The organism is Paraburkholderia bengalensis, assembly GCF_037126505.1.
Lineage (GTDB): Bacteria > Pseudomonadota > Gammaproteobacteria > Burkholderiales > Burkholderiaceae > Paraburkholderia > Paraburkholderia bengalensis.
This window is the reverse complement of sequence record NZ_JACFYJ010000028.1, coordinates 13,716-34,243: the sequence shown is the minus strand read 5'-3', so window position 1 is coordinate 34,243 and position 20,528 is coordinate 13,716. Positions and strand designations below refer to the sequence as shown.

Below are 20,528 nucleotides of genomic sequence, written 5' to 3'. Positions count from 1 at the left end.
CACAATTTGCGGTACACCACGCATCATCCAACTCGCCTGGCGCACCGTACATGTCACAAGTTCTGCTCAAAGGGGGCCGCGTCATCGACCCCGCCCAGAAGATTGACGCTACGCTCGACATTCTGGTGGACAACGGCGTCATCGCCGGCATCGGCCACGATATCGCGATCGACGCGCCTCACGCGGACCTGATCGACTGCAGCGGGAAGCTGGTGCTGCCCGGCCTCATCGATACGCACGGCCACGTCTATCAATACGTCACGGGCCGCTTCGGCCTCAACGCAGACCAGTGCGGCGTGCAATCGGGCGTGACGACGATCGTCGATCAGGGCGGGCCGAGCTGCATCACGATTCCGGGTTTCCGGCATTATGTAGCGCAACGCTCGGCTACGCGCGTGCTGGCCTTCATTTCCGCTTACCTGGTTGGCGGTCTCGAGGGCCATTACTACCCGGATCTGTATCGGCCCGAGTGTCTCGATGCCGATGCCACCATCAAGTCGATCCGTGCCAATGCCGATCTGGTCAAGGGCATCAAGGCGCACGCGGAAATCGGCGGCTTCGCGCGCTGGGGTCTCGACGTGATGAAGATTGCCGCGAAGATCGGTCGCGGCGCCGAACTGCCGCTGTATATCCACTTCGGCCAGTTGTGGCCGAAGCCCGCGAGCGGCGGCCTGCCCGTGCAGGCCGATTCCATCTTCGATCAGGTGGTCGAGACGCTCAAGCCGGGCGACATTCTCGCGCATCCGTTCAGCCGTCATCCGGGCGGTTTCGTCGAGGAGAACGGCCAACTGCATCCACTCGTGCATGAAGCGGTTGCGCGCGGCCTGAAAATCGACGTCGGCCATGGCTCGCATTTCAGCTTCAAGACGGCGCGCATCGTGCTCGATGCGGGCGTCGTGCCCGATACGCTCGGCGCCGACATGCACGGCTACAACACACATGTGCCCGCGCCCGGCGGCACGCCCGACAGCCATCCCGACGAAGAGCATTCGTTCCTCGGCCGCACGCAGTTCAGTCTTGTGAGCGCGATGACCAGCATGCTCGCGCTCGGTCTGCCGCTGCAATACGTCGTCGCGATGGCGACCTGCAATGCCGCGAAGATGGCGGGCATGGAAGACCAGATCGGCTCGCTGCAGGTGGGGCGCGGCGCGGACATCAGCGTGCTCGACGATCGCCGGGGCCGCTGGATTCTGGAGGACAACGAGGGCACGCAAGTCATCACCGACCGCATGCTGTCGCCGTTCTTCTGCCTGCGCGACGGCGTGCGTCACGACGCTGTCTCGCCGACGCTGCCGCTCGCGCGCGCCGCCTGACAACGCGAGGCCACACGATGATCAAACGTCCCCCCACACGCAGCGACGCGCATCGCCCGCAAGGCATCGGCGCTTCGCTCACGCGCAAGGAAGACGAGCGCTTCATGCACGGGCGCGGCGAGTACGTGCCCAACATCCGCATGGTCGGCATGGTCGACGTGGCATTCGTGCGCAGCCCGATTGCGCATGGGCATATCGTCGGCATTGAGAAGCCGCAAGCGCACGCACACGCCGTCTATACGCTCGCCGATCTGGAGGGCGTGAAACCTATCGTCGCGAATTCGGGGCTGGCGGGCTTCAAAAGCTCGCAGCAGCCCGTGCTCGCGAGCGGCAAGGTGCGTCAGGTCGGCGAAACCATCGCGATGTGCGTCGCCGCGACGCGCGCCGAAGCCGAGGATATCGCTGCGCAGGTCTTCGTCGATTTCGAGGAACTGCCCGCCGTGGTCGACATGCTCGATGCGCGCCGGGAAGATTCAGCGCTCGTGCACGAGCACTGGGGCGACAACGTGTTTCTCGAAACCTTTGTCGATGCGAACCCCGACGTCGATCTCGACGCGATTCGCCGCGATGCGCCGATCCGCGTGCATCGCAGGCTGCGCACCGCGCGTCAGAGCATGGCGCCGATGGAAGGGCGCGGCGTCGTCGCGCACTGGGACCGCCGCCTGTCGCAACTGATCGTGCACACCTCCGCGCAAATGCCGCACATTACGCGCACGGGACTCGCGGAATGTCTCGGCCTCGACGAGGGACAGGTACGTGTAATCGCACCCGATGTAGGCGGCGGCTTCGGCTACAAGGGCATTCTGCTGCCCGAGGAAGTTTGCTGCGGCTGGCTCGCGATGCAGCTGGAGAAACCAGTGCGCTGGATCGAGGACCGCCGCGAGCAGCTCACCGCGAATGCGAACTGCCGCGAGCACGATTACGACATCACCGGTTATGCGGACCGCGACGGCCGCTTGCTCGCAGTCGAATGCAATGCGCACGTGGATTCGGGCGCGTACTCGTCCTATCCGTTTTCAGCGTGCCTGGAGGCGGCGCAGGTCGGCAGCATTTTGCCGGGACCGTACAGGATGGATCGTTTTCGCTGCCGCACGTGGTCGGTCGCGACCAACAAGCCGCCGATCCTCCCCTATCGCGGCGTGGCGCGAACGGGCGTGTGCTACGCGATCGAAACAATCATGGACGCAATTGCGCTCGAAGCTGGGATCGAGCCTTATGCGGTGCGTTTGCGCAATCTCGTGCAGCCGCATGAGATGCCCTACGACAACATCACGAAGAAGCATTTCGACAGCGGCGACTATCCCGAGGCCGTGCGCCGTGCGATGGCCGCCATCGACCTGCCCGCGGTGCGCGCGCGTCAGCGGCACGGCGAGCCAGACGGCAGGCGCATCGGCTTCGGCATGTCGGTCTTTTGCGAGCAGGGCGCGCACGGGACGTCGGTGTACCACGGCTGGGGCATTCCGATGGTGCCGGGCTACGAGCCCGCTGTGATCCGCCTCACGCCCGACGGCGTGCTCGAAGTGCGCGTAGGTGTGCATTCGCATGGGCAGAGCATGGAGACCACGCTCGCGCAGATTGCCCATGAAGTGCTCGGCATCGACACCGACCGCGTGCGCATCGTGCTCGGCGACACGGGCGTCACGCCGTATTCCACGGGAACGTGGGGCTCGCGCTCGATCGTGATGGCGGGCGGCGCAGTCGGCCGCGCTTCGAAGGAACTCAAGGAGCGGCTGATGAAAATCGGCGCGCATCTGCTACAGGAACCGGTCAGCGAAGTGCGCTGGGAGGGCGGCGCGGTCGTCGGCAAGGCGGCGCGCCGCACCTTGCGGGAGATCGCGCACACGTGGTATCTCGCGCCGCAATTGCTGCCGCCCGACGTCGACCCGCGCGGCCTCGAAGTCTCGACGTCCTATCAGGCAAAACGCGATTCGGGCACCTTCAGCTATGCGTGTCATGCCGTGGTCGTTGCCGTCGATCCGGCGCTCGGTCAGACCGAAATCCTCGATTACGTGATCGTGGAAGATGGCGGCGTGCTCATCAACCCGATGGTCGTCGATGGACAGGTCTACGGCGGCGCGGCGCAAGGCATCGGCACGGCGCTCTACGAAGCCATGCCGTACAGCGAAGACGGCCAGCCGCTCGCGTCGACGCTTGCCGACTACATCCTGCCCGGCGCAACGGAAGTGCCCGCGATTCGCATCGAACACATGGAAACGCCGGCGCCTTATACGGAGTTCGGGCAGAAGGGCATCGGCGAGAGCGGTGCGATCGGTCCGCCCGCCGCCCTTGCCAACGCCGTGAACGATGCACTGCGCGGACTCGGCGTGCGTATCGACCAGTTGCCGATCACGCCGCGCCTGATCGTCGAAGCCCTCGCGAAGCAGCGTGCGCAGCAAGCCGATGCGCGCAAAGGAATGCCCGCATGAAAGCCGCTACCTACGATTATGCAAAGCCGTTGGCCTGCGACGAGGCGATCGGGCTCATCCGTGTCACGGAAGGCATGGGCAAGTTCGTGGCGGGCAGCCAGTCGCTCGGGCCGATGATGAACCTGCGTCTCGCGCAACCGGAAATGCTCGTCGACTTGCGCGCCATTGCGGCGCTGCGCACATGCGGCATCGAGGGCGACATCGTCACGCTCGGCGCGTGCATCACGCATGCTGAGATCGAGGACGGCAAGGTCGAGACGGGTACGCGCGGGTTCATGGAATATGTCGCGCGCGGGATCGCCTATCGCGCGGTGCGCAATCGCGGCACGCTCGGCGGTAGTCTCGCGCATGCGGATCCCGCTGCCGACTGGATCAATACGATGTGCGCGCTCGATGCAACCTTTCTCGTCGCGGGGCCGGGCGGCGCCCGCGCAATCGGTCATCGGGAATGGATGGCGGGCGCATTCACGACCGCGCTCGAACCGGACGAGATCCTTACGGGTGTGCGCTTTGCGCGGCTTTCACCGACGGCGCGCTGGAGCTACTACAAGTTCAATCGCAAGCCCGGCGAATTCGCCGAAGCCATCGCGGTGTTCATCGACGACGTGGCGCGCGGCGTGTGCCGCGCGGTGATCGGCGCGATCGATGCGCCGCCCTATGCGATCGACGACGCGCGAGCGCTGCTGTGCGACGCGGACCCGGACACCTCGTGTTTCGATGCGCACCTCGAAGCGGCGGGCCTCGAAGCGGGCAGCTACGAACATGAAGTGCATCGCGTCGCGCTCGTGCGCGCGGCGGCGGGCATTCGCAATCAGGACGGGAGAGCAGCATGAACGACGCATTCATCAAGACGATCGAACTCGTCGTCAATCGCGTTCCCGTTGCGGACCGCGTCGAGCCGCGCACCAGCCTCGCGGACTTCCTGCGCGAGCAGCGCATGCTGTGCGGCACCAACATCGGCTGCGAGCAGGGCGTGTGCGGCGCGTGCACGATCGACGTGGACGGCGTGCCCACGCGCTCCTGCATCACGCCGGCGATCAGCTGCGCGGGCAGTGCCGTGCGCACCATCGAAGACTTCGACGACGACCAGACCATGAACGAGCTGCGCGCCGCGTTCACGGCCGAGCACGCGCTGCAATGCGGTTACTGCACGCCGGGCATGCTGATGACCGCACGGGATATCGTCACACGCCTGCCCGATGCCGATGACGCGCGCGTGCGTCTCGAACTATCCGGCAACCTGTGCCGCTGCACGGGTTATGTCGGCATCGTGCGCGCGATTCGACGCGTGCTGGATGCGCGCCGTGCGTGCGCGGACGCGCCGGTGCGGCACGCAGTGACCGTCTGAAACCTCGAATACGGACCGACGCACCATGGAAATCGAACAAAGCTTCAGCGTGCCTTATCCTCGCGACGCCGTATGGGCACGCTTTCACGATATGCCCGGCATCGTCGCATGTCTGCCGGGTGCGTCGCTCACGGCGCCCGTCGACAACGGAATGCTCAAGCTCGCGATGACCGTCAAGCTCGGGCCGATCGTGGCGTCGTTCGCAGGCGACGGCGAAATGAAGCTCGATGACGCACAGCATTGCGGCAGCATCACGGGAACCGGCGTGGATCGCAAGAGCGCGTCGCGCGTCAAGGGCGTGGCGTCGTTTGCGCTGGAAGCGTTGGGGGTGCGCGAAACACGCGTCGACGTGAAGGTCGATTACGCGATCAGCGGCAGCCTCGCGCAGTTTTCGCGAGGCGGCATCGTGAAAGAACTGGCCACGCGCATGACGCAAGCGTTCGCGGACAATCTCAAGGCGAAGCTCGACGAAGCGGGAGCGGCGGAGATCGGCGCCGCAGAGCGGGCCGAGCCGGCACCGGAAGTGCAGGCAGTGGCACGTGCGAGCGTGCGCATGCAGCCCGCGAACGCGCCACTCGATGTCGGCAATCTGTTCTGGAAGATACTGTGGTCGCGCTTGCGCGGACTGTTCAGCTTCGCGAGCCGCTGATCATGCGCGCCCATGATGCCAATGCGCTTGCGCTGAGCCGCGTGCATGCGGTGCGTCCGCAATGGCGCGGCGTCGTGGCGGCGCGCGACGCGGTGCGTGTTCCGGACTTCACGCTGCTGCACGCGGGTCCGCCGTTCGACGATCCGTGCAAGCCCTCCGCGCCAGTGCGCTCGTCGGCGATCCTGTGCTGTCTGTACGAAGGCTGGGCGAACGACGAAGCGCACGCAGCGCGCCTGATCGAACAAGGCGAAGTCCGGCTTGAATGTGCGCAGTCGTATGGCGTGGTCACGCCGCTTGCGGCCGTCGTTTCGCCGCGTACGACGCTGGTTGAAGTCGCCGATGCGAACGAGCCCGCCGCGCGCGCGTGGTCGTTGCTCGGCAGCGGCGCGGGTCCGCAGATCCGTTTCGGCAGTCGCGACGTGCGCATACTCGAACGCATGACGTGGCGCGACACCGTGCTCGCACCCGCACTCGATGCAGCGCTCGCACAGGGTTCGTTCGATCTGCTCGCCCTGGCGCGGGCCGGTTTCGACGACGGCGACGATCTCCATGCGCGCACCTCGGGCGCGAGCGCCGCGCTGCGCGCACGGCTCGCCTCCCGCCTGGATCATGCCGAAGTCGACTCGATGCTGGCGCAGACGCCGCTCTTCTTTCTGACGCTCTGGATGGCCGCGTGCGCGCTGATGCTGTCGGCGGCCACGCGCGATGGCCCGTCGGCGTCGACGCTCGTCGTGGCGCTGGCGGGCAACGGCGAGCGCGTGGGCATTCGGCTCGCGGGTGCGCCGGCGCGCTGGATCACTGCCGTTGCGCGCGCGCCAGAAGGCCCACGCATCGATCCGCAACAGCAGACAGCCGCTGCGCCGCTCACGGGCGACAGCGGCGTCATCGACGCGGCGGGTTTCGGTGCACAGGCACTCGCGTTCGCGCCGGAACCTGCGCAAGCGTTCGGGCCGTATCTGCGCACCGGATGGCGCGACGGGCAGGCACGCGTGCATACAGGACCGCATCCCGCGTTCTGGGAACTGCCCGGTGTGCTCGATGCGGCGCGCGTGGCTCACGAAGGTATCGCGCCCCTTGCCGCGATCGCAATGATCGGCGCCGACGGATGCGCGGGCTTGCTGGGGCGCGGCCTTTATACGGCACCGCCTGAACTCTTCGCGCGTGCCGTGACAGAACTCTCAGTGGATGCCGCATGAGCGTAGAGCCTATCAACGATCCCGAGACGCTTGCTGCCGTCGAAGCTGCATTCGATGCATACGAGCGCGCGCTCACGACTAACGATGTTCCCGTTCTCGACACGCTCTTCTGGAACAGCCCGCATACGCTGCGCTTCGGCGCGACGGAAAACCTGCAAGGTTACGATGCGATCCGCTCATTTCGTGCGCAGCGCCCGGGCAAGGGCCTGGTGCGCACCGTCGTCGATCGCTCGGTCACGACGTTCGGCGCGGACTTCGCCGTCGCGAACATCACGTTCGCGCGCACGGGGGAGGTGCGCGTCGGGCGTCAATCGCAGACGTGGGCGCGGATCGACGGCCAATGGCGGGTAGTCGCGGCGCATGTCAGCTGGATGGACCCGTCATGATGCGCAATGATCTGCTGCAACCGGATTTGCACGGGGCATTCGTTGCCGACGGCTTCGATGCGCTGCCTGCCGCCGCGCAGCCGCCGCGCTCGGGCGACAAGCTCGCGCGCCTGCGCCTCGCGGTGAAGGACGTGTTCGATATCGCCGGGCTTCGTACGGGCAGCGGCAATCTCGCGTGGCGCGACGAGCAGCCGGTCGCCGCCAGAACCGCGCTGGCCGTTCGCGCGTTGCTCGAAGAAGGCGCTCAATGGATCGGCAAAACCGTCACCGATGAACTGACCTACAGCCTCGCCGGCGTGAACGCGCACTATGGCACGCCCGTCAATCCCGCCGATCCTGCGCGCATTCCGGGCGGCTCGTCGTCGGGATCGGTGGTCGCCGTGGCGGCAGAGCACGCGGACATCGCGCTCGGCACCGATTGCGGCGGCTCGGTGCGTTTGCCTGCGAGCTATTGCGGCGTGTGGGGCATGCGACCCACACATGGGCGCATCGCGTCGGATGGCTGTCTCACGCTCGCGCACAGTTTCGACACGGTCGGCTGGTTCGCGAGGGACGCACGCAGGCTCGCCGACGTGTTCGAAGTGCTGGCGCAAAGCATCGTCACGGAGCGCGACGAATCGTTCAACCTGCACGTGCCGCGCAATCTGCTCGCCTGCGTCGATGCGCCTGTGTCGGCGCGCTTCGAAGCATTGCTGCCAGCGTTCGGCGACGCGGTGAGCTTCGTCGAGCTCGAGGCGTCGCTTGCTGATTGGGCTCAGGCGTTTCGTGTACTGCAGGCGGCGGAAATCGCGCAACGCTACGGCGTCTGGGCGCGCGAGCACGCGGCGAGCTTCGGGCCCGACGTCGGCGCGCGCTTTGCGATGAGCGGGACCATCACGTGCGAACAGATCGCCGATGCGCAGCGCGTTCGCGTCGACGCGATCCGCACGATGGCCGATGCGCTTGCGCAAGGCACGTACTGGCTCGTGCCGACCGTGCCGGGCATCGCGCCCCGCGCAGATGCTTCAGCGGAGACAGTCGATCACACGCGCGCGCGTTCGCAGCAGATGCTGTGTGTCGCGGGGCTCGCAGGCCTGCCGCAAGTGAGCATGCCGTGGACGCGCTTCGAGGGCGCGCCTGTCGGCTTGTCGCTGATCGGCGCGCGCGGCGCCGATGAAGCTGTGCTGCGCGCCGCACGCGCGGTGCACGAAGCCCTGCGGTAAGTCTCGCGGGACCTTGCCTGGCGATGGATGAGCAACGCGGTTCTCCGATTGAAGCACACCAAAAGGAACGTCCATGACGAAGCACTTGAGCGAAGCGCAGATCGCGCACTTCAAAGAGCACGGCTATGTCTACCCGATGCGCGCGATCAGTGCGGAAGAGGCCGCGCAATATCGCCGCATCATCGAACAATACGAGGCGTCCTCCGGCGAGGACGTCAACAAGACCCTGAAAATCAAGGGTCATCTGGCGCTGCCCGCGATCGTCGAGCTCGCGCGTCATCGCGTGATTCTCGATGCCGTCGAAGACCTGATCGGGCCGGACATCATGCTGTTCGGCGCGTCCATCTTCGCTAAGAATGGACGCGATCCGCGTTATGTGTCGTGGCATCAGGACTCGACGTATTTCGGGCTCACGCCGCATGAAGAAGTGACAGTGTGGGTCGCGCTCACGCCCGCGAACTCGCTGAACGGCGTGTTGCGCGTCTTGCCCGGCTCGCACAGCGGACCTGACTTGCGGCATGTCGAAACCTACGCAAAAGACAACATGCTCGCGAAAGGGCAGACGCTTGTCGGCATCGACGAGAACCTCGCTGTCGAAATGCCGCTGGAGCCCGGTGAATTTTCGATGCATCACGAACGCACTGCGCACAGCTCGCTGCCTAACCGTTCGGATGACAGGCGTATCGGCTTCGCGTTTTTCTATGTGCCGGCGCATGTCCGCTCGGCTTCGGGCCGGCGTCGCGCGACGCTCGTGCGCGGCGTCGACCGCTTCGATCATTGGGACCCCGACACGCTGCCCGAATACGATTGCGATCCACGCTCGATGAGCGAACTCGCGCAAACGTGGGGCAAATACAAGGACGGGGAAGTGAAGCAGGCAGCGGACATGGCCGCGCCGCAATGAATGACGCAGCCCGGAATCGCGCCGCTCGACGCGCTGCGATTCCGGGATCGCCTCAGGCGAACTTCGAGGTCTCGCTCCAGTCGTCGGCCGCGTGGTGCGGCGCGCGAAAACGCGCAAGAAACTGTCGTGCGCGCGGCGTTTGCGGTGCGCTGAAGAACTGCTCGGGCGGGGCGGTCTCGATCACCTGGCCCGCATCCATGAAGACGACGCGGCTCGCCACCTGGCGCGCGAACTCCATCTCGTGCGTCACGATCACCATGGTCGCGCCTTCCTGAGCGAGCGAGCGCATCACGTGCAGCACTTCGCCGACGAGCATCGGGTCGAGCGCGCTGGTGGGCTCGTCGAACAGCAGGATGTCGGGCTTCATCGCGAGCGCGCGCGCGATGCCCACCCGCTGCTTCTGTCCGCCCGAAAGCCGGGACGGAAACGCGTCCATCTTGCCTGCGAGACCGACGCGTTCCAGCAGGCGTTCGGCCTGCGCGCGCACTTCGTCGCGCGGACGGCCGAGCACGTGCAATGGCGCTTCCATTACGTTCTGCAGCACCGTCAGGTGCGGCCACAGCGCGAAGTGTTGAAACACCATGCCGATGCGCGCGCGCGAACGCGCGAGTTCGGCGTCGCTCATCTTGATCGACGAACCTTCGCGCACGCCCATGCGCCGGTTCGACACATGTACCGTGCCCGCGTCGGGAACCTCGAGCCAGTTCACACAGCGCAGCAACGTGGACTTGCCGCAACCCGACGGTCCGAGCAGGCACACAGTCTCGCCTTTGTGCACGGTGAGCGACACGTCGCGCAGCACCTTGTTTTCGCCGAAGGACTTGGAGATGCCGTTGAGTTGCAGGACCGTTTCGGCGCCCGGCCGCACCGCTTCGCCGCAAGGGCTGGACGAATGCCCGGCTGCGTCGGCTGCGCGCATGATGGCGGGCGGGACGTCGTTCGAAATGTTCATGCTCTGCGTTCCTCGGCAAATCTCGAGAGTAAGCCGCTGGCGCTTTCGATCACGAGGCAGATGGCCCAGTACAGCAGCACCGCCGTGATGAACGCGGCAAACGGAATGAAATAGGTCGCCTGAATGCCGTTCATCTGATGCGTGAGTTCGCCGACCGCGATCACGGTGAGGAATGCGCTGTCCTTGACGATCTGCACGAGCTGATTGCCGATCATCGGCAAGGCGACCGTGAAGACCTGCGGCAGGATGATCCGGCGTACCAGGCCGAAGCCATGAAATCCGTAAGCGCGCGCGGCCTCGATCATCGGCGTGGGCAGGCCGGCCCACGCGCCGCGCAATAACTCGGCCATGTAGGCGGTGTTGTAGAGAATCAGCGCGACGGCGCCGGCCCACCAGTTCGACAGACGAATGCCCGCCGTGGGCAGGCCGAAATAGATCAGATAGACGAATAGCAGGAAGGGCGCGCAGCGCATCGCGTCGACATAGAGCGTCGCGAGCCGCGCGATTGCCGGGCGCTTCGACATCAGTGCGGGTGTGAGCAGCGCGCCGAGCACGAGCGACGCGACGGCCGCCACCACAAGCAGGCCGAGCGTGTCGAGCAGGCCGGACAGCACGTCCGCGCGCTGTTGCCAGACGATCAGAAAGTGCTCCGTCATACGCGAGCCTCCACGGGTTGGCGGCGCTCGATCATGCGTTGCGCCTTGACGAGCACGAACACGATCAGCCCGTAAAGCACGAGCGCGAAAACGAAAGGCGGTAACGGATCATAGGTGCGGGCGCCGACGCGCAGCGCCGCGCGCGTGATCTCGACGATGCCGATGACGGCGACTGCGGGCGTCGACTTGATCTGCAAGGTCATCTCGTTGACGAGGCCGGGCAGGCTGGCGCGCCAGATCTGTGGCATCACGATGCGGCGAAAGCGCACGGTACGCGGCATCGCGAAGGCGAGCGCCGCGTCGTATTGATCGCGCGGAAAGTTGATCAGGGCCGCGCGCCAGATCTCGCAGTTGAATGCGGCCGTGCTGATGGTGAGTGCGAGTATCGCGGCGGGCGTCGGATCGAGCGAGATGCCGAACTGCGGCAGCGCGAAGAAGATCAGCAATGTGAGCGTCACGGCAGGACATGAGCGGATGAGGCTCACATAAGCGACCACGATGCGGTTCAGAAACGGTACACGTGCCCACCGGATCAGTGCGAGGCCCAGCCCCAGCGGGACGCCGAACACGATGCTGACGACCGACAGAACCACGGTCGCCAGCGCGCCCTGAGCGATGCTCCAATAGTCGAAGGCGTTCATCGATGCGGGAGCGCGTAGGCGTCAGTTGACCGACTGCGGCATGTCCTTATAGCTCGAACCGAGCCACTTCTGCTGAAGCTGGTACATCTCGCCGCTCTTGCGCAGTTCGAGCAGCGCGGCATCGACCATCTTCAACACGTCGGTGTTGCCCTTTTTCACGGCCCAGGCAATGTAGGTCGGCTTGCCGATCGCCTGGCCGACGGTGAATACGTCCGGGCGGGTCTTGACGAGCGAATTAAGGCTGATTTGCGTGTTGGCGACAGCATCGACACGGCCCACGCCCAGATCCTGATAGGCCTCCGGGTACGACTGGTATTCGACGATCTGCTTGATGCCGTTTCCACCGTGCTTCTTCTTCAATTGCTCGTCGAACAGTTTCAGGTCCGCGAGCATGGCGCTGCCCGTTTCTGCACCGACTACCTTGCCGACGAGGTCGTCGGGACTCTTGATCGGCGATCCTTTTTTGGTTGCATAGAACGTGATGGATTCGCAGGTCGGGGACGCAAAGTCAAAGGTCTTTTTGCGCTCTTCAGTGACAAGCACGGCGGTGAGCGCCATGTCGTATTTGCCCGTGGTCACGCCGGGCAGAATGCCGGACCACGGCATGATCTGCTGTTTGACGTCGACGCCGATCTTTTTCTTGACGAGCGCGAGCAGGTCGTTGTCATAGCCCGTGTTCTTGCCGTCTGCCACGAACTCGAACGGGTTGTAGTCGTCCTCGGTTGCGACGCTCAGATAGCCGCGCGCCTTGATTTCCTCGGCGGTGGCGGCGTGCGCCGCATGAACGATGCCGAACGTTGCGACGAGCGCAAGCGCACAGGTGCGCAGGAACGCGATGCCGGCGCGCTGTGTCGACTGGGCGGAACCGCGGCGAGTAAGACGGACTGACATGAAGAGCCCCTTTGATAGTGGTAGTCATCGCGCGCAACGCTTCCGATGCGCGCGATCACGAAGGATAAATCGCTGATTCGTTCTGGTACTGGCGATTCTGCTTTTGAATATGCAAGGGGTATGCCAACGATCTGTTTCTCTGTGAACGCCGATGCAGCGGCGGGTGAGGTGAGGCAAGCGTACCGGCGAAAATGTGTGGTGCACCACGCATGTTTGAAAAGCTTTGTATTCGTGCATTGGCGCACCGAGTTGCGACATGCAATGCCGGCAACCGGTCTGTTGACGCGACAGGGGAGTCCGTCGTCGACTATCAGATGCGACAACGCGTACGGCGGGCGTCGCTATTGCTGCGGATGCCGGGCGTAACGGTCATGACAGCGGCCACAGCCGTGGGCGTCGACTCTCCGTCGTATTTGGTGCGCCTCTTCCGAAAACCTGACGAGCCGCTGCCGCGTTCTTTCAAAGACCAAGGGTGTTGGGTCGACGAACCCTTGCAGCGCCACCACCGATACGCTTACGGCACTGCACCACAACGGCTTCATAGGTGTTTGAGGACACTGCTCGCCAGCTTGCGCAGTTCATCGAACTGCGTAACGAGTTCGAGGCAAAGAATAAAAGCCAGCATCGCTGAAGGCCCCGGACGACGTTCGATCCATCGCAACGCCGGCGTCGCGTAGCGCACGCGTATAGCATCTCGCGTCATGAGATAGGTGATTCCGATTCCCACGGCGGCGCCCACCAGCAAATCGGTCGGATAGTGAAAGCCGAGATAGGCGCGCGGAAGGCAAATGATTAACACGGTATAAAGAATCGCCAGTACACCGATGCCACGCCACACGAGGAAAATGCCGGTGGCGACAGCCATCCATAGCATGGCGTGATCGCTTGGGAAGGAACTCCAGGTTGTCAGCAGTGCCTGCTTGATATCACTATCGGCAAAGTGCAGATGCAGTTCGGTGCTATAGACAGGGCGCACTCTGAACGGCAGCCAGTGGGTCAGCAGTCTTCCGACGAAGAGCGCCATGAGACCGCTCAGAAGCGTCGCGAGAACCATTTCCCGCCGCCATTCGCGGCGCTCGTCCTGTTGAAACCACATCCACCACAGCACGGGAATGAGAACGAGACCTTTGAAGGTATAAAGGTCAGCAATGGCTTCTATGAATCGGGTCGTTAAATCGGCGAAGTGTATATTGGACAGATATGTTTCGATTGACGAATCGAAGCTATTCACGGTGGGCAAGGAACTGAGCTGGTCGCGTTGGCGCTAGCATAGCTCATAAATCGCGCAGCATTTCAGATGCTTACATACACTGACAATTTTTACTGCGCGGTTTATCGACAACTTTCACTAACGGCTTACTGCGCGAGTTTCCCTTTGGAAAGGCATCTGGGGCAGAGCAGTGCACACGTGGACACCATCGCAGTCGATGATCCGGCATGTCCATTCTCCTTTAAACCTCAGTGCGCCTGAGCAGATAATCGAGTCCGCCGACGCGATACCACCGATATCCATACGGCTCGAGCACGACCGTATGCCGACCGTTATCGTCTGACCTGCTATGGTCGTCGGAGAGAAGATTAATCAACGTGTCTCTACCCGGCTCGTTGCGGCGCAGGCGAAACCGTACGGTGCACGCCTCGGCGCCGAAGTTATGCACGAAGAGGACGGAGTTGTTGCGCCAGTGATAAGTCAACCCGAGCACATCGGTGCGCGATGTGCGCAATACTTCGAACTCTCCCCAACTGACCTCCGGCACTTCCCGGCGCATGCGGATCATTCGCTCTGTCCAGTTGAGAAACGATTGCGGGTCGCGCCGCTGCTTCGCTACATTGACCCGATCGAAACCGTATGGCCCATCGGATATCACGGGAATGAGCGGTTTCGGATGCTTCGTGAAGCCAGCCTGCGGCTCATTCGACCATTGCATCGGTGTGCGGGCGCACTCGCGTTCGGGCCGGCGCAGATCGTCGCCCATGCCGATTTCATCACCGTAACGGAATACGGGTGTGCCCGGCAAACTCAGCATCAGGCTATAGGCGAGTTCGAGGCGACGTCTGTCGCCCGCTAGCATCGGCGCAAGCCTGCGGCGAATGCCGCGCCCGTAAAGTTGCATGTCGGGATCGGGCCCGAACGCCGCGAAGACGGCCGAACGCTGTCCCGGCGTGAGACGACCCAGGTCGAGTTCGTCGTGATTGCGCAGGAACACGCCCCATTGCGCAGTGGCGGGCCGGGGCTTCGTCGCGAGGAGCGCGGTTATCAGTGGTTTGGTATCGCCGGTCGCAAGCGTGTAGAAAGTGTTCTGGTTGACCTGGAAGTTGAACATCATCGGCAGCCGCTCGCCTTCGTCGCCGAAGTACTCAAGGTCCGTGTTGGGCAGCACATTCGCTTCCGCCAGAATAATTGCGTCGCCTTCGCGCCACTGCAGGAATTCCCGGAAGGTTCGCAACATGTCGTATTGCTCGACCGGCTTTCGAACCTTTGAACCCTTCCTGGCGATCACGAAGGGTACGGCGTCCATGCGAAAGCCGGACACCCCGAGCTGAATCCAGAATCCCATGATCTTCAGCAATTCGGCCTGTACATGTGGATTGGAAGTATCGAGGTCCGGTTGAAAATCATAGAAGCGATGGAAGTACCAGCGCTTTGCGCGCTTGTCGAAGGTCCAGGTCGACTTCTGCACGCCCGGAAACGCGACGCCACGGTTTGCGTTGGGTGGCTTGCTATCTGACCAGACGTACCAGTCGCGATATTTCGAACCGGGATCGCTGCGTGCTTCTTTGAACCACGGATGCTGGTCGGACGTGTGATTCACCACGAGGTCGATGATGACGCGCAAGCCCCGCTCGGCGCACGCGTGCGTGAACTCCGCGAAATCTCCGAGCGTGCCGTATTTCGGATCGACGTTGTAGTAGTCGCTGACGTCGTAGCCGTTGTCGCGACCGGGCGACGGATGGAAGGGCATGAGCCAGATGGTTGTCACGCCAAGCCCTTGCAGATAATCGAGCCTGCGCATGAGCCCCTGGAAGTCGCCCACGCCATCGCCATTTGCGTCCATGAACGTGCCTACCGAAAGGCAATAGATGATGGCGTTCTTGTACCAGAGGTCGTTGAGCATGTCATCCGCGCAAGGCGCCCAGACAATCGATCGGGAAGGGGAACAGCAATGTCGGAGCTGGCATGGTGGCAACGCGGCGTGATCTATCAGATCTACCCGCGCTCGTTTCAGGACAGCAACGGCGACGGCATCGGCGATCTGCCCGGCATCAGCGCACGCCTCGACTACCTCGCGGCGCTAGGCATCGATGCCGTGTGGATCTCTCCTGTTTACCCGTCACCGATGGCCGACTTCGGCTACGACGTCGCAGACTACTGCCACGTCGATCCGATGTTCGGAACGCTGGACGACTTCAAGCAATTATTGGACCGCGCACATCGGCTCGGACTCAGGGTACTGCTGGATTTCGTACCTAACCATTCGTCTGACCGGCATCCGTGGTTTGAGGAGAGCCGCTCGTCGCGCGATGATCCGAAACGGGACTGGTATTTGTGGCGTGATCCGGCGCCCGATGGCGGGCCGCCCAACAACTGGTTGAGCCGTATGGGTGGTTCGGCGTGGGAATGGGACGGCACGACGCGGCAGTACTACTACCATGCGTTTCTGCGCGAACAGCCGGATCTGAACTGGAGAAACCCGCAAGTCCGGCGCGCGATGGACGACGTGCTGCGCTTCTGGCTGGAGCTCGGCGTAGACGGCTTTCGTGTGGACGTGCTTTGGCTGCTGATCAAGGATGCGCAGTTTCGCGACAATCCTCCCAACACCGCATACCGGTTTGGCGAGCCGGACCATCATCGGCAATTGCAGCGATACACCGAGGATCAGCCGGAAGTCCACGACATCGTGCGCTCGATGCGCGCCACGCTGCGCGAGTACGGTGAGCGTGTGCTGATCGGCGAAATCTACCTGCCCGTTCCGCAGCTTGTGAAGTACTACGGCACGGCTGGCGATGGTGCGGACATGCCGTTCAACTTCCAGTTGCTCAACGCGAGATGGTCGGCCGGTGAGATTGCCCGCATGATCCAGGACTACGACAGCGCCTTGCCCGAACACGCGTGGCCCAACTGGGTACTGGGAAATCACGACAATCCGCGCGTCGCGTCACGGATCGGCGCGTCGCAGGCGCGCGTCGCCGCCGTATTGCTCTTGACGCTGAGAGGTACGCCGACGCTTTACTACGGCGACGAGATCGGCATGACAGACGGCGTCATCGCTTCGGATGAGATTCAGGACCCGGCAGAGCGTCGGCAACCCGGCATGGGACAGGGGCGCGATCCCGAGCGCACGCCCATGCAATGGGATGGCGCACTGCCCAATGCGGGCTTCACGGAGGGGCGACCGTGGTTGCCCATTGCGTCGACCGCGAGCGTGCGCGAACAGCTTGGCGACCCGTCGAGCATGTTGTCTCTCTACCGGCGCCTTCTGGATTTGCGGCGCGGTCATGTGGAACTCGTGCAAGGCACGATAGAGAATGTTGCCGCCTGCGGCGACGTGCTGACTTATGAGCGGCGATATCGCGATCAACGTGTTTTCATCGCGCTGAACATGGGCAGCGAAGATGCAATTATGGAAGCGCCAGCGGGCGTCGTGCTGCTGTCGACAGTGACATCTCGCACCGGTCAAGCCATTGGCGAGGGCATCACGCATCTCGCGCAAGGCGAGGCGCTGGTCGCGTCTGTCCGAACGTGAGGGCCGCTATCAAGCGGCGGCGAAAACTGGATATCGAACGCCTCGCTGCCGTTATCGATGAGCGACAACCTTCGATTCGTCAGTCTTGATTCCAGCTTCGCCGTCGGGTTAGTTGGCAGCCGTCCAGGCACAATGTATGCGGGCATCGAGGATGCGGCGGGCGCCGAGCCCGCTTTCCGTACAACGGTCAGGACGCGTCTTTACAAGAGATACGTGCCTGAGTAACTCCAGCCGTAGTGCAGTAAAGCGGCAGATAGCGCCTCTCTTCGCGTTGAGGGGACTAGCATCGTTTTGGAGTTACATCATGAAGGTCCTATTAGCCGCCTGGCAAGCGCTCTGCCTGGCCGGTAACATGTCTCTATCCGTGGCGGCGTTTCTCCTGTGGTTGGCAGTTGCTGCAGTATCTGGCTGGATGCTCGCGCATGTGCCCGACGTCTGGCATGCATATCTCGAGAACCAGTCGGGCACGACCTTCGATGTCGCCGCCTTCGCGTGCTACGCCTGCGTTGCCGGCGCGCTCTTTCTCTGGTTTTCCTGCGGCGTCCTGCGAATGCTCGCCGACGCATATATGGAAATCCGGCTCTCCGCGCGCAAGCGTCGCTCACGACGGGCAGTCTCCACCATACGGCGCCATCAGCCGGTAGCGGCCGAGGCGTCTGTCCGCACAGATAGTCGGCCCGCCGGTGCAGCGACGAAAAACGGTGCGGGACGTTAGCCGATCAATGCGTCGTCATCGGCCGCGGTGAAGTCGATGGCCACGCGATGCGTTGCATCAATTGCCCGCGGGGATCAGCAAAACGGCATGCGCGATACCGTTGACCTGGGCCACACCGACAATCTGCCCAGTGTCGCTAATAGCATTCGCTCTCACCAATATAAGACCGGAACGAGTACTTAGTAGATCGTTTAGATCTTTCATATTGCTGTTATGGTACAGGAAGGCGCGGCTGGTACCGTCGGCCATGATGCAGTCGCCAACGACGTCGCCACGTACGTTGATGCTCCAGGCCTCGCTGTCGGCGCAACCGGTCAGCGTGCCGAGGTCGGTCATGTGCCCGCTTGCCGGATAGAGGAACGCACGGTTCTGTCCCGCTGCATTACGGCTGAAGCCGACGACGTCGCCGCGTGCATTGATCGCGGTCGCGCGGCTGGAAGACCCGCCTGGCAGCGTGCCCAGATCGGTCATGCGGCCGCCCACGGGGTAGATAAATGCATGTGAACTCGAATCTACTGTGTCGGCATAACCGACGACATCACCCCTGTTATTAATGCCCGACGCGCTGCTCGATGCACCACCCGCGAGGATTCCCAAGTCAGTCATACGACCGCCGGCCGGAAGCAGGAAGGCATGATTTACGGTGTCACCCGGCTCGCCAATATCAGCAAATCCGACGATGTCGCCGGCGCGATTGATGCCCGTCGCGTAACTGTTTAATCCGCGTGCAAACGTTCCCAGATCGGTCGTTCGGCCTTCGGCGGAATACAGGACCGCATGGACAGTGTGGGTGGCTGTCTCACTGTGCCCCACTGCATTGCCGAGTGCGTTAATGCCCGTCACCCGGTTGAATGAGCCGCCGGGCAACGGGGATAAAGCAGTGATGTGCCCATGCGCTGCGTGGCGATACGCGCGGACGGCAAAGCTGTCGCCGACGATGTCGCCGCGTTCATTGATGCCGGTTGCGGCCCCATCCGTGAGTGGCCCAAGATCGGTGACGCTGTAAGCAACGGGTTCGGCTAAGGCGCCATGTAGTTGACACACCAGAGTGATGCAGCCGGTGATACACCATTTAAACATTGCACGCCGCATGGTCGGTCTTCCGTTGTGGCATCGTTCCTGGTGCAGGCCTATTGCGTTTGCTGCCGTCCGTTGTTCGCCTTTCCTTTCAAGCGACTTTTCAAGCAAGCCTATTCTGGACGCCTGTTAGCGGTCTCCGTGATTCGCGCATTTCGCGTTCATTACTCGCGCTGCGAATAGTTGTACGGATACTTCATGTTCAAACGTGTCGGCGTGCCGTACAAGTAATACTCATTTACATCCTCACCGTGAGGGCGGCGCCCGCCCAAGTACGGCCGCCTTTCTCCAAGGTACCTGGTTGGTGCGCGCGTCCATCGTTCACCGGACACATGCGACGCCACCGTAACATCGATACCGCGGCGTCCCCGCGTCGTCACCTGCTGATTCTGGTGATCTTTGTCCCTCTTAAGGACGATCCCAACATCAACCCGCGTTGATCGAAAACAGTTGCGTAGACTTCGGACTTTATGGTTTCAGTGTTCAGGTTTTTCGCCATCCCTTCGTCGATGACCACGACAGTCGGCCCCACCCCGATTTCGAAATCTTTGCTTGTTTTAAAGTTGTTGAGTGCTGCGTCTGTCATGAAAAGCATGGCATAGGCGTATTGCTGCACACCTGCCTGAAATCCATAAGAAACGGAGGTCGTCGCATAGTATCCCGTCACCTTGCCGCCTTCGATCAGTTCACCGGAACCGTGTGAGACGCCTGCAAGAAATCCTGCGCGTGTGACGTTCGGAAATATCAGAACGCCCTTGGCTCGGTGAGCAAGAGCGTCCATGTTTGGATGGGTCGACACAAGAGCGAAGAGCGCGGCTCTGGAGTCGGCGTCCATCACTCTGGTGGCACTCGTGGGTTGTATCGTGGGAGGTGGTGCAACAGCCAGCGGTTGTGCGGGTTCCGAGGACGCTTCCGTGGTACCCGTTGAACTCGGGGTGGTGCACGCTGCCATCAACGTCAGAGCTGAAACAATGGCAAGCTTCGTAACAGTTTTCGGCATGGTACACACTCCTTCCGATTTAGCCACGGGCTCAATGCGCCCCGATCTGTAAGTACGACAAGACGAAGTTTGGTATCTCTTTAGCTCGAGCACTATTCATCTTTAGTCTTATATGCCAATGATCCAATGAATCGATGAGGTGCCAACAATTCGTTAACAAGACCGATAAACTGCGAACTTTTTTCGACCGCAACTGCAGCAAGAGGCCACAGAAAAGCGGGGGAGGCGTTTCATGTCATCGGTTACGTGGAAAAACTACCGGCATGCCGGAAAATCGACCTATGATCATTGGAGAATTTGCTGATCGAGATTCGCGGTTGCTGCGTTCGCATTGATAGTTGAAAGCTTGAGAAGGACGCTGCGGCAATTGCATCCGCCCCGTGTGTGTGACCATCCTGGTAACTCAAAAAACAAGTCACGGTTAAAC

At 62.6% G+C, this 20,528-nt stretch carries 19 protein-coding genes; 11 read left to right on the top strand and 8 right to left on the bottom strand.

The window, feature by feature from the left end; translation table 11 throughout:
- Nucleotides 1-50: 50 nt before the first annotated feature.
- The 9 genes from H3V53_RS18280 (at nt 51) to H3V53_RS18240 (ending at nt 9,424) form a co-directional block, all read left to right on the top strand.
- Entirely contained in the window at nt 51-1,313 is a 1,263-nt protein-coding gene (locus H3V53_RS18280; protein WP_336599160.1) for an amidohydrolase/deacetylase family metallohydrolase, read from the top strand.
- A gap of 17 nt (nt 1,314-1,330) precedes the next feature.
- Nucleotides 1,331-3,739: a xanthine dehydrogenase family protein molybdopterin-binding subunit gene (locus H3V53_RS18275; protein ID WP_336599159.1), complete on the top strand. Its 2,409-nt coding sequence runs from the start codon at nt 1,331-1,333 to the stop codon at nt 3,737-3,739.
- Nucleotides 3,736-4,572, top strand: a complete 837-nt coding sequence (locus tag H3V53_RS18270; protein WP_336599158.1) for an FAD binding domain-containing protein — start codon at nt 3,736-3,738, stop codon at nt 4,570-4,572. The genes H3V53_RS18275 and H3V53_RS18270 overlap by 4 nt, the downstream gene beginning before the upstream one ends.
- The gene (locus tag H3V53_RS18265; protein WP_336599157.1) at nt 4,569-5,087 is read left to right on the top strand and encodes a (2Fe-2S)-binding protein; all 519 of its coding nucleotides are present in this window, start codon (nt 4,569-4,571) and stop codon (nt 5,085-5,087) included. The genes H3V53_RS18270 and H3V53_RS18265 overlap by 4 nt, the downstream gene beginning before the upstream one ends.
- Before the next feature lie 25 nt (nt 5,088-5,112).
- On the top strand, nt 5,113-5,736 hold the full coding sequence (locus tag H3V53_RS18260; RefSeq protein ID WP_336599156.1) for an SRPBCC family protein: 624 nt from the start codon (nt 5,113-5,115) through the stop codon (nt 5,734-5,736).
- Between the two features lie 2 nt (nt 5,737-5,738).
- On the top strand, nt 5,739-6,932 hold the full coding sequence (locus H3V53_RS18255) for an oxamate carbamoyltransferase subunit AllG family protein (RefSeq protein ID WP_336599155.1): 1,194 nt from the start codon (nt 5,739-5,741) through the stop codon (nt 6,930-6,932).
- Complete coding sequence (gene hpxZ, locus H3V53_RS18250) at nt 6,929-7,318, top strand: oxalurate catabolism protein HpxZ (RefSeq protein WP_336599154.1); 390 nt, start codon at nt 6,929-6,931, stop codon at nt 7,316-7,318. Before H3V53_RS18255 ends, hpxZ begins: the two co-directional genes overlap by 4 nt.
- Nucleotides 7,315-8,520: an amidase gene (locus H3V53_RS18245; RefSeq protein WP_336599153.1), complete on the top strand. Its 1,206-nt coding sequence runs from the start codon at nt 7,315-7,317 to the stop codon at nt 8,518-8,520. The genes hpxZ and H3V53_RS18245 overlap by 4 nt, the downstream gene beginning before the upstream one ends.
- A 73-nt stretch (nt 8,521-8,593) precedes the next feature.
- Entirely contained in the window at nt 8,594-9,424 is an 831-nt protein-coding gene (locus H3V53_RS18240) for a phytanoyl-CoA dioxygenase family protein (protein WP_336599152.1), read from the top strand.
- 52 nt (nt 9,425-9,476) lie between these two features.
- On the opposite strand, the gene H3V53_RS18235 is transcribed toward H3V53_RS18240, so the two are convergent.
- The 6 genes from H3V53_RS18235 to H3V53_RS18210 form a co-directional block, all read right to left on the bottom strand.
- Nucleotides 9,477-10,376, bottom strand: a complete 900-nt coding sequence (locus H3V53_RS18235) for an amino acid ABC transporter ATP-binding protein (RefSeq protein ID WP_336599151.1) — start codon at nt 10,374-10,376, stop codon at nt 9,477-9,479.
- Nucleotides 10,373-11,032 (bottom strand): amino acid ABC transporter permease, encoded by a 660-nt coding sequence (locus H3V53_RS18230; RefSeq protein WP_336599150.1) that lies wholly within the window; start codon nt 11,030-11,032, stop codon nt 10,373-10,375. Before H3V53_RS18230 ends, H3V53_RS18235 begins: the two co-directional genes overlap by 4 nt.
- Nucleotides 11,029-11,673, bottom strand: a complete 645-nt coding sequence (locus H3V53_RS18225; protein WP_054924541.1) for an ABC transporter permease subunit — start codon at nt 11,671-11,673, stop codon at nt 11,029-11,031. Before H3V53_RS18225 ends, H3V53_RS18230 begins: the two co-directional genes overlap by 4 nt.
- A gap of 21 nt (nt 11,674-11,694) precedes the next feature.
- Nucleotides 11,695-12,564, bottom strand: a complete 870-nt coding sequence (locus tag H3V53_RS18220; protein WP_336599149.1) for a transporter substrate-binding domain-containing protein — start codon at nt 12,562-12,564, stop codon at nt 11,695-11,697.
- Between the two features lie 538 nt (nt 12,565-13,102).
- On the bottom strand, nt 13,103-13,795 hold the full coding sequence (locus H3V53_RS18215; RefSeq protein WP_054924544.1) for a phosphatase PAP2 family protein: 693 nt from the start codon (nt 13,793-13,795) through the stop codon (nt 13,103-13,105).
- A 220-nt stretch (nt 13,796-14,015) separates the two neighbouring features.
- Nucleotides 14,016-15,680: an alpha-amylase family protein gene (locus H3V53_RS18210; protein ID WP_336599148.1), complete on the bottom strand. Its 1,665-nt coding sequence runs from the start codon at nt 15,678-15,680 to the stop codon at nt 14,016-14,018.
- Between the two features lie 48 nt (nt 15,681-15,728).
- Here H3V53_RS18210 and H3V53_RS18205 point away from each other — a divergent pair, with 48 nt between their 5' ends.
- Together H3V53_RS18205 and H3V53_RS18200 are read left to right on the top strand one after the other, a co-directional pair.
- The gene (locus H3V53_RS18205) at nt 15,729-17,309 is read left to right on the top strand and encodes an alpha-amylase family glycosyl hydrolase (RefSeq protein ID WP_336599147.1); all 1,581 of its coding nucleotides are present in this window, start codon (nt 15,729-15,731) and stop codon (nt 17,307-17,309) included.
- A gap of 304 nt (nt 17,310-17,613) precedes the next feature.
- Nucleotides 17,614-18,024 carry a hypothetical protein gene (locus tag H3V53_RS18200; RefSeq protein WP_336599146.1) on the top strand — a complete coding sequence of 137 codons (411 nt, stop codon included), beginning with the start codon at nt 17,614-17,616 and terminating at the stop codon, nt 18,022-18,024.
- A gap of 57 nt (nt 18,025-18,081) precedes the next feature.
- On the opposite strand, the gene H3V53_RS18195 is transcribed toward H3V53_RS18200, so the two are convergent.
- Nucleotides 18,082-19,116 (bottom strand): DUF3466 family protein, encoded by a 1,035-nt coding sequence (locus H3V53_RS18195; RefSeq protein ID WP_336599145.1) that lies wholly within the window; start codon nt 19,114-19,116, stop codon nt 18,082-18,084.
- Between the two features lie 361 nt (nt 19,117-19,477).
- Nucleotides 19,478-20,101 carry a lipid-binding SYLF domain-containing protein gene (locus H3V53_RS18190; RefSeq protein WP_336599144.1) on the bottom strand — a complete coding sequence of 208 codons (624 nt, stop codon included), beginning with the start codon at nt 20,099-20,101 and terminating at the stop codon, nt 19,478-19,480.
- Between the last annotated feature and the right edge of the window lie 427 nt (nt 20,102-20,528).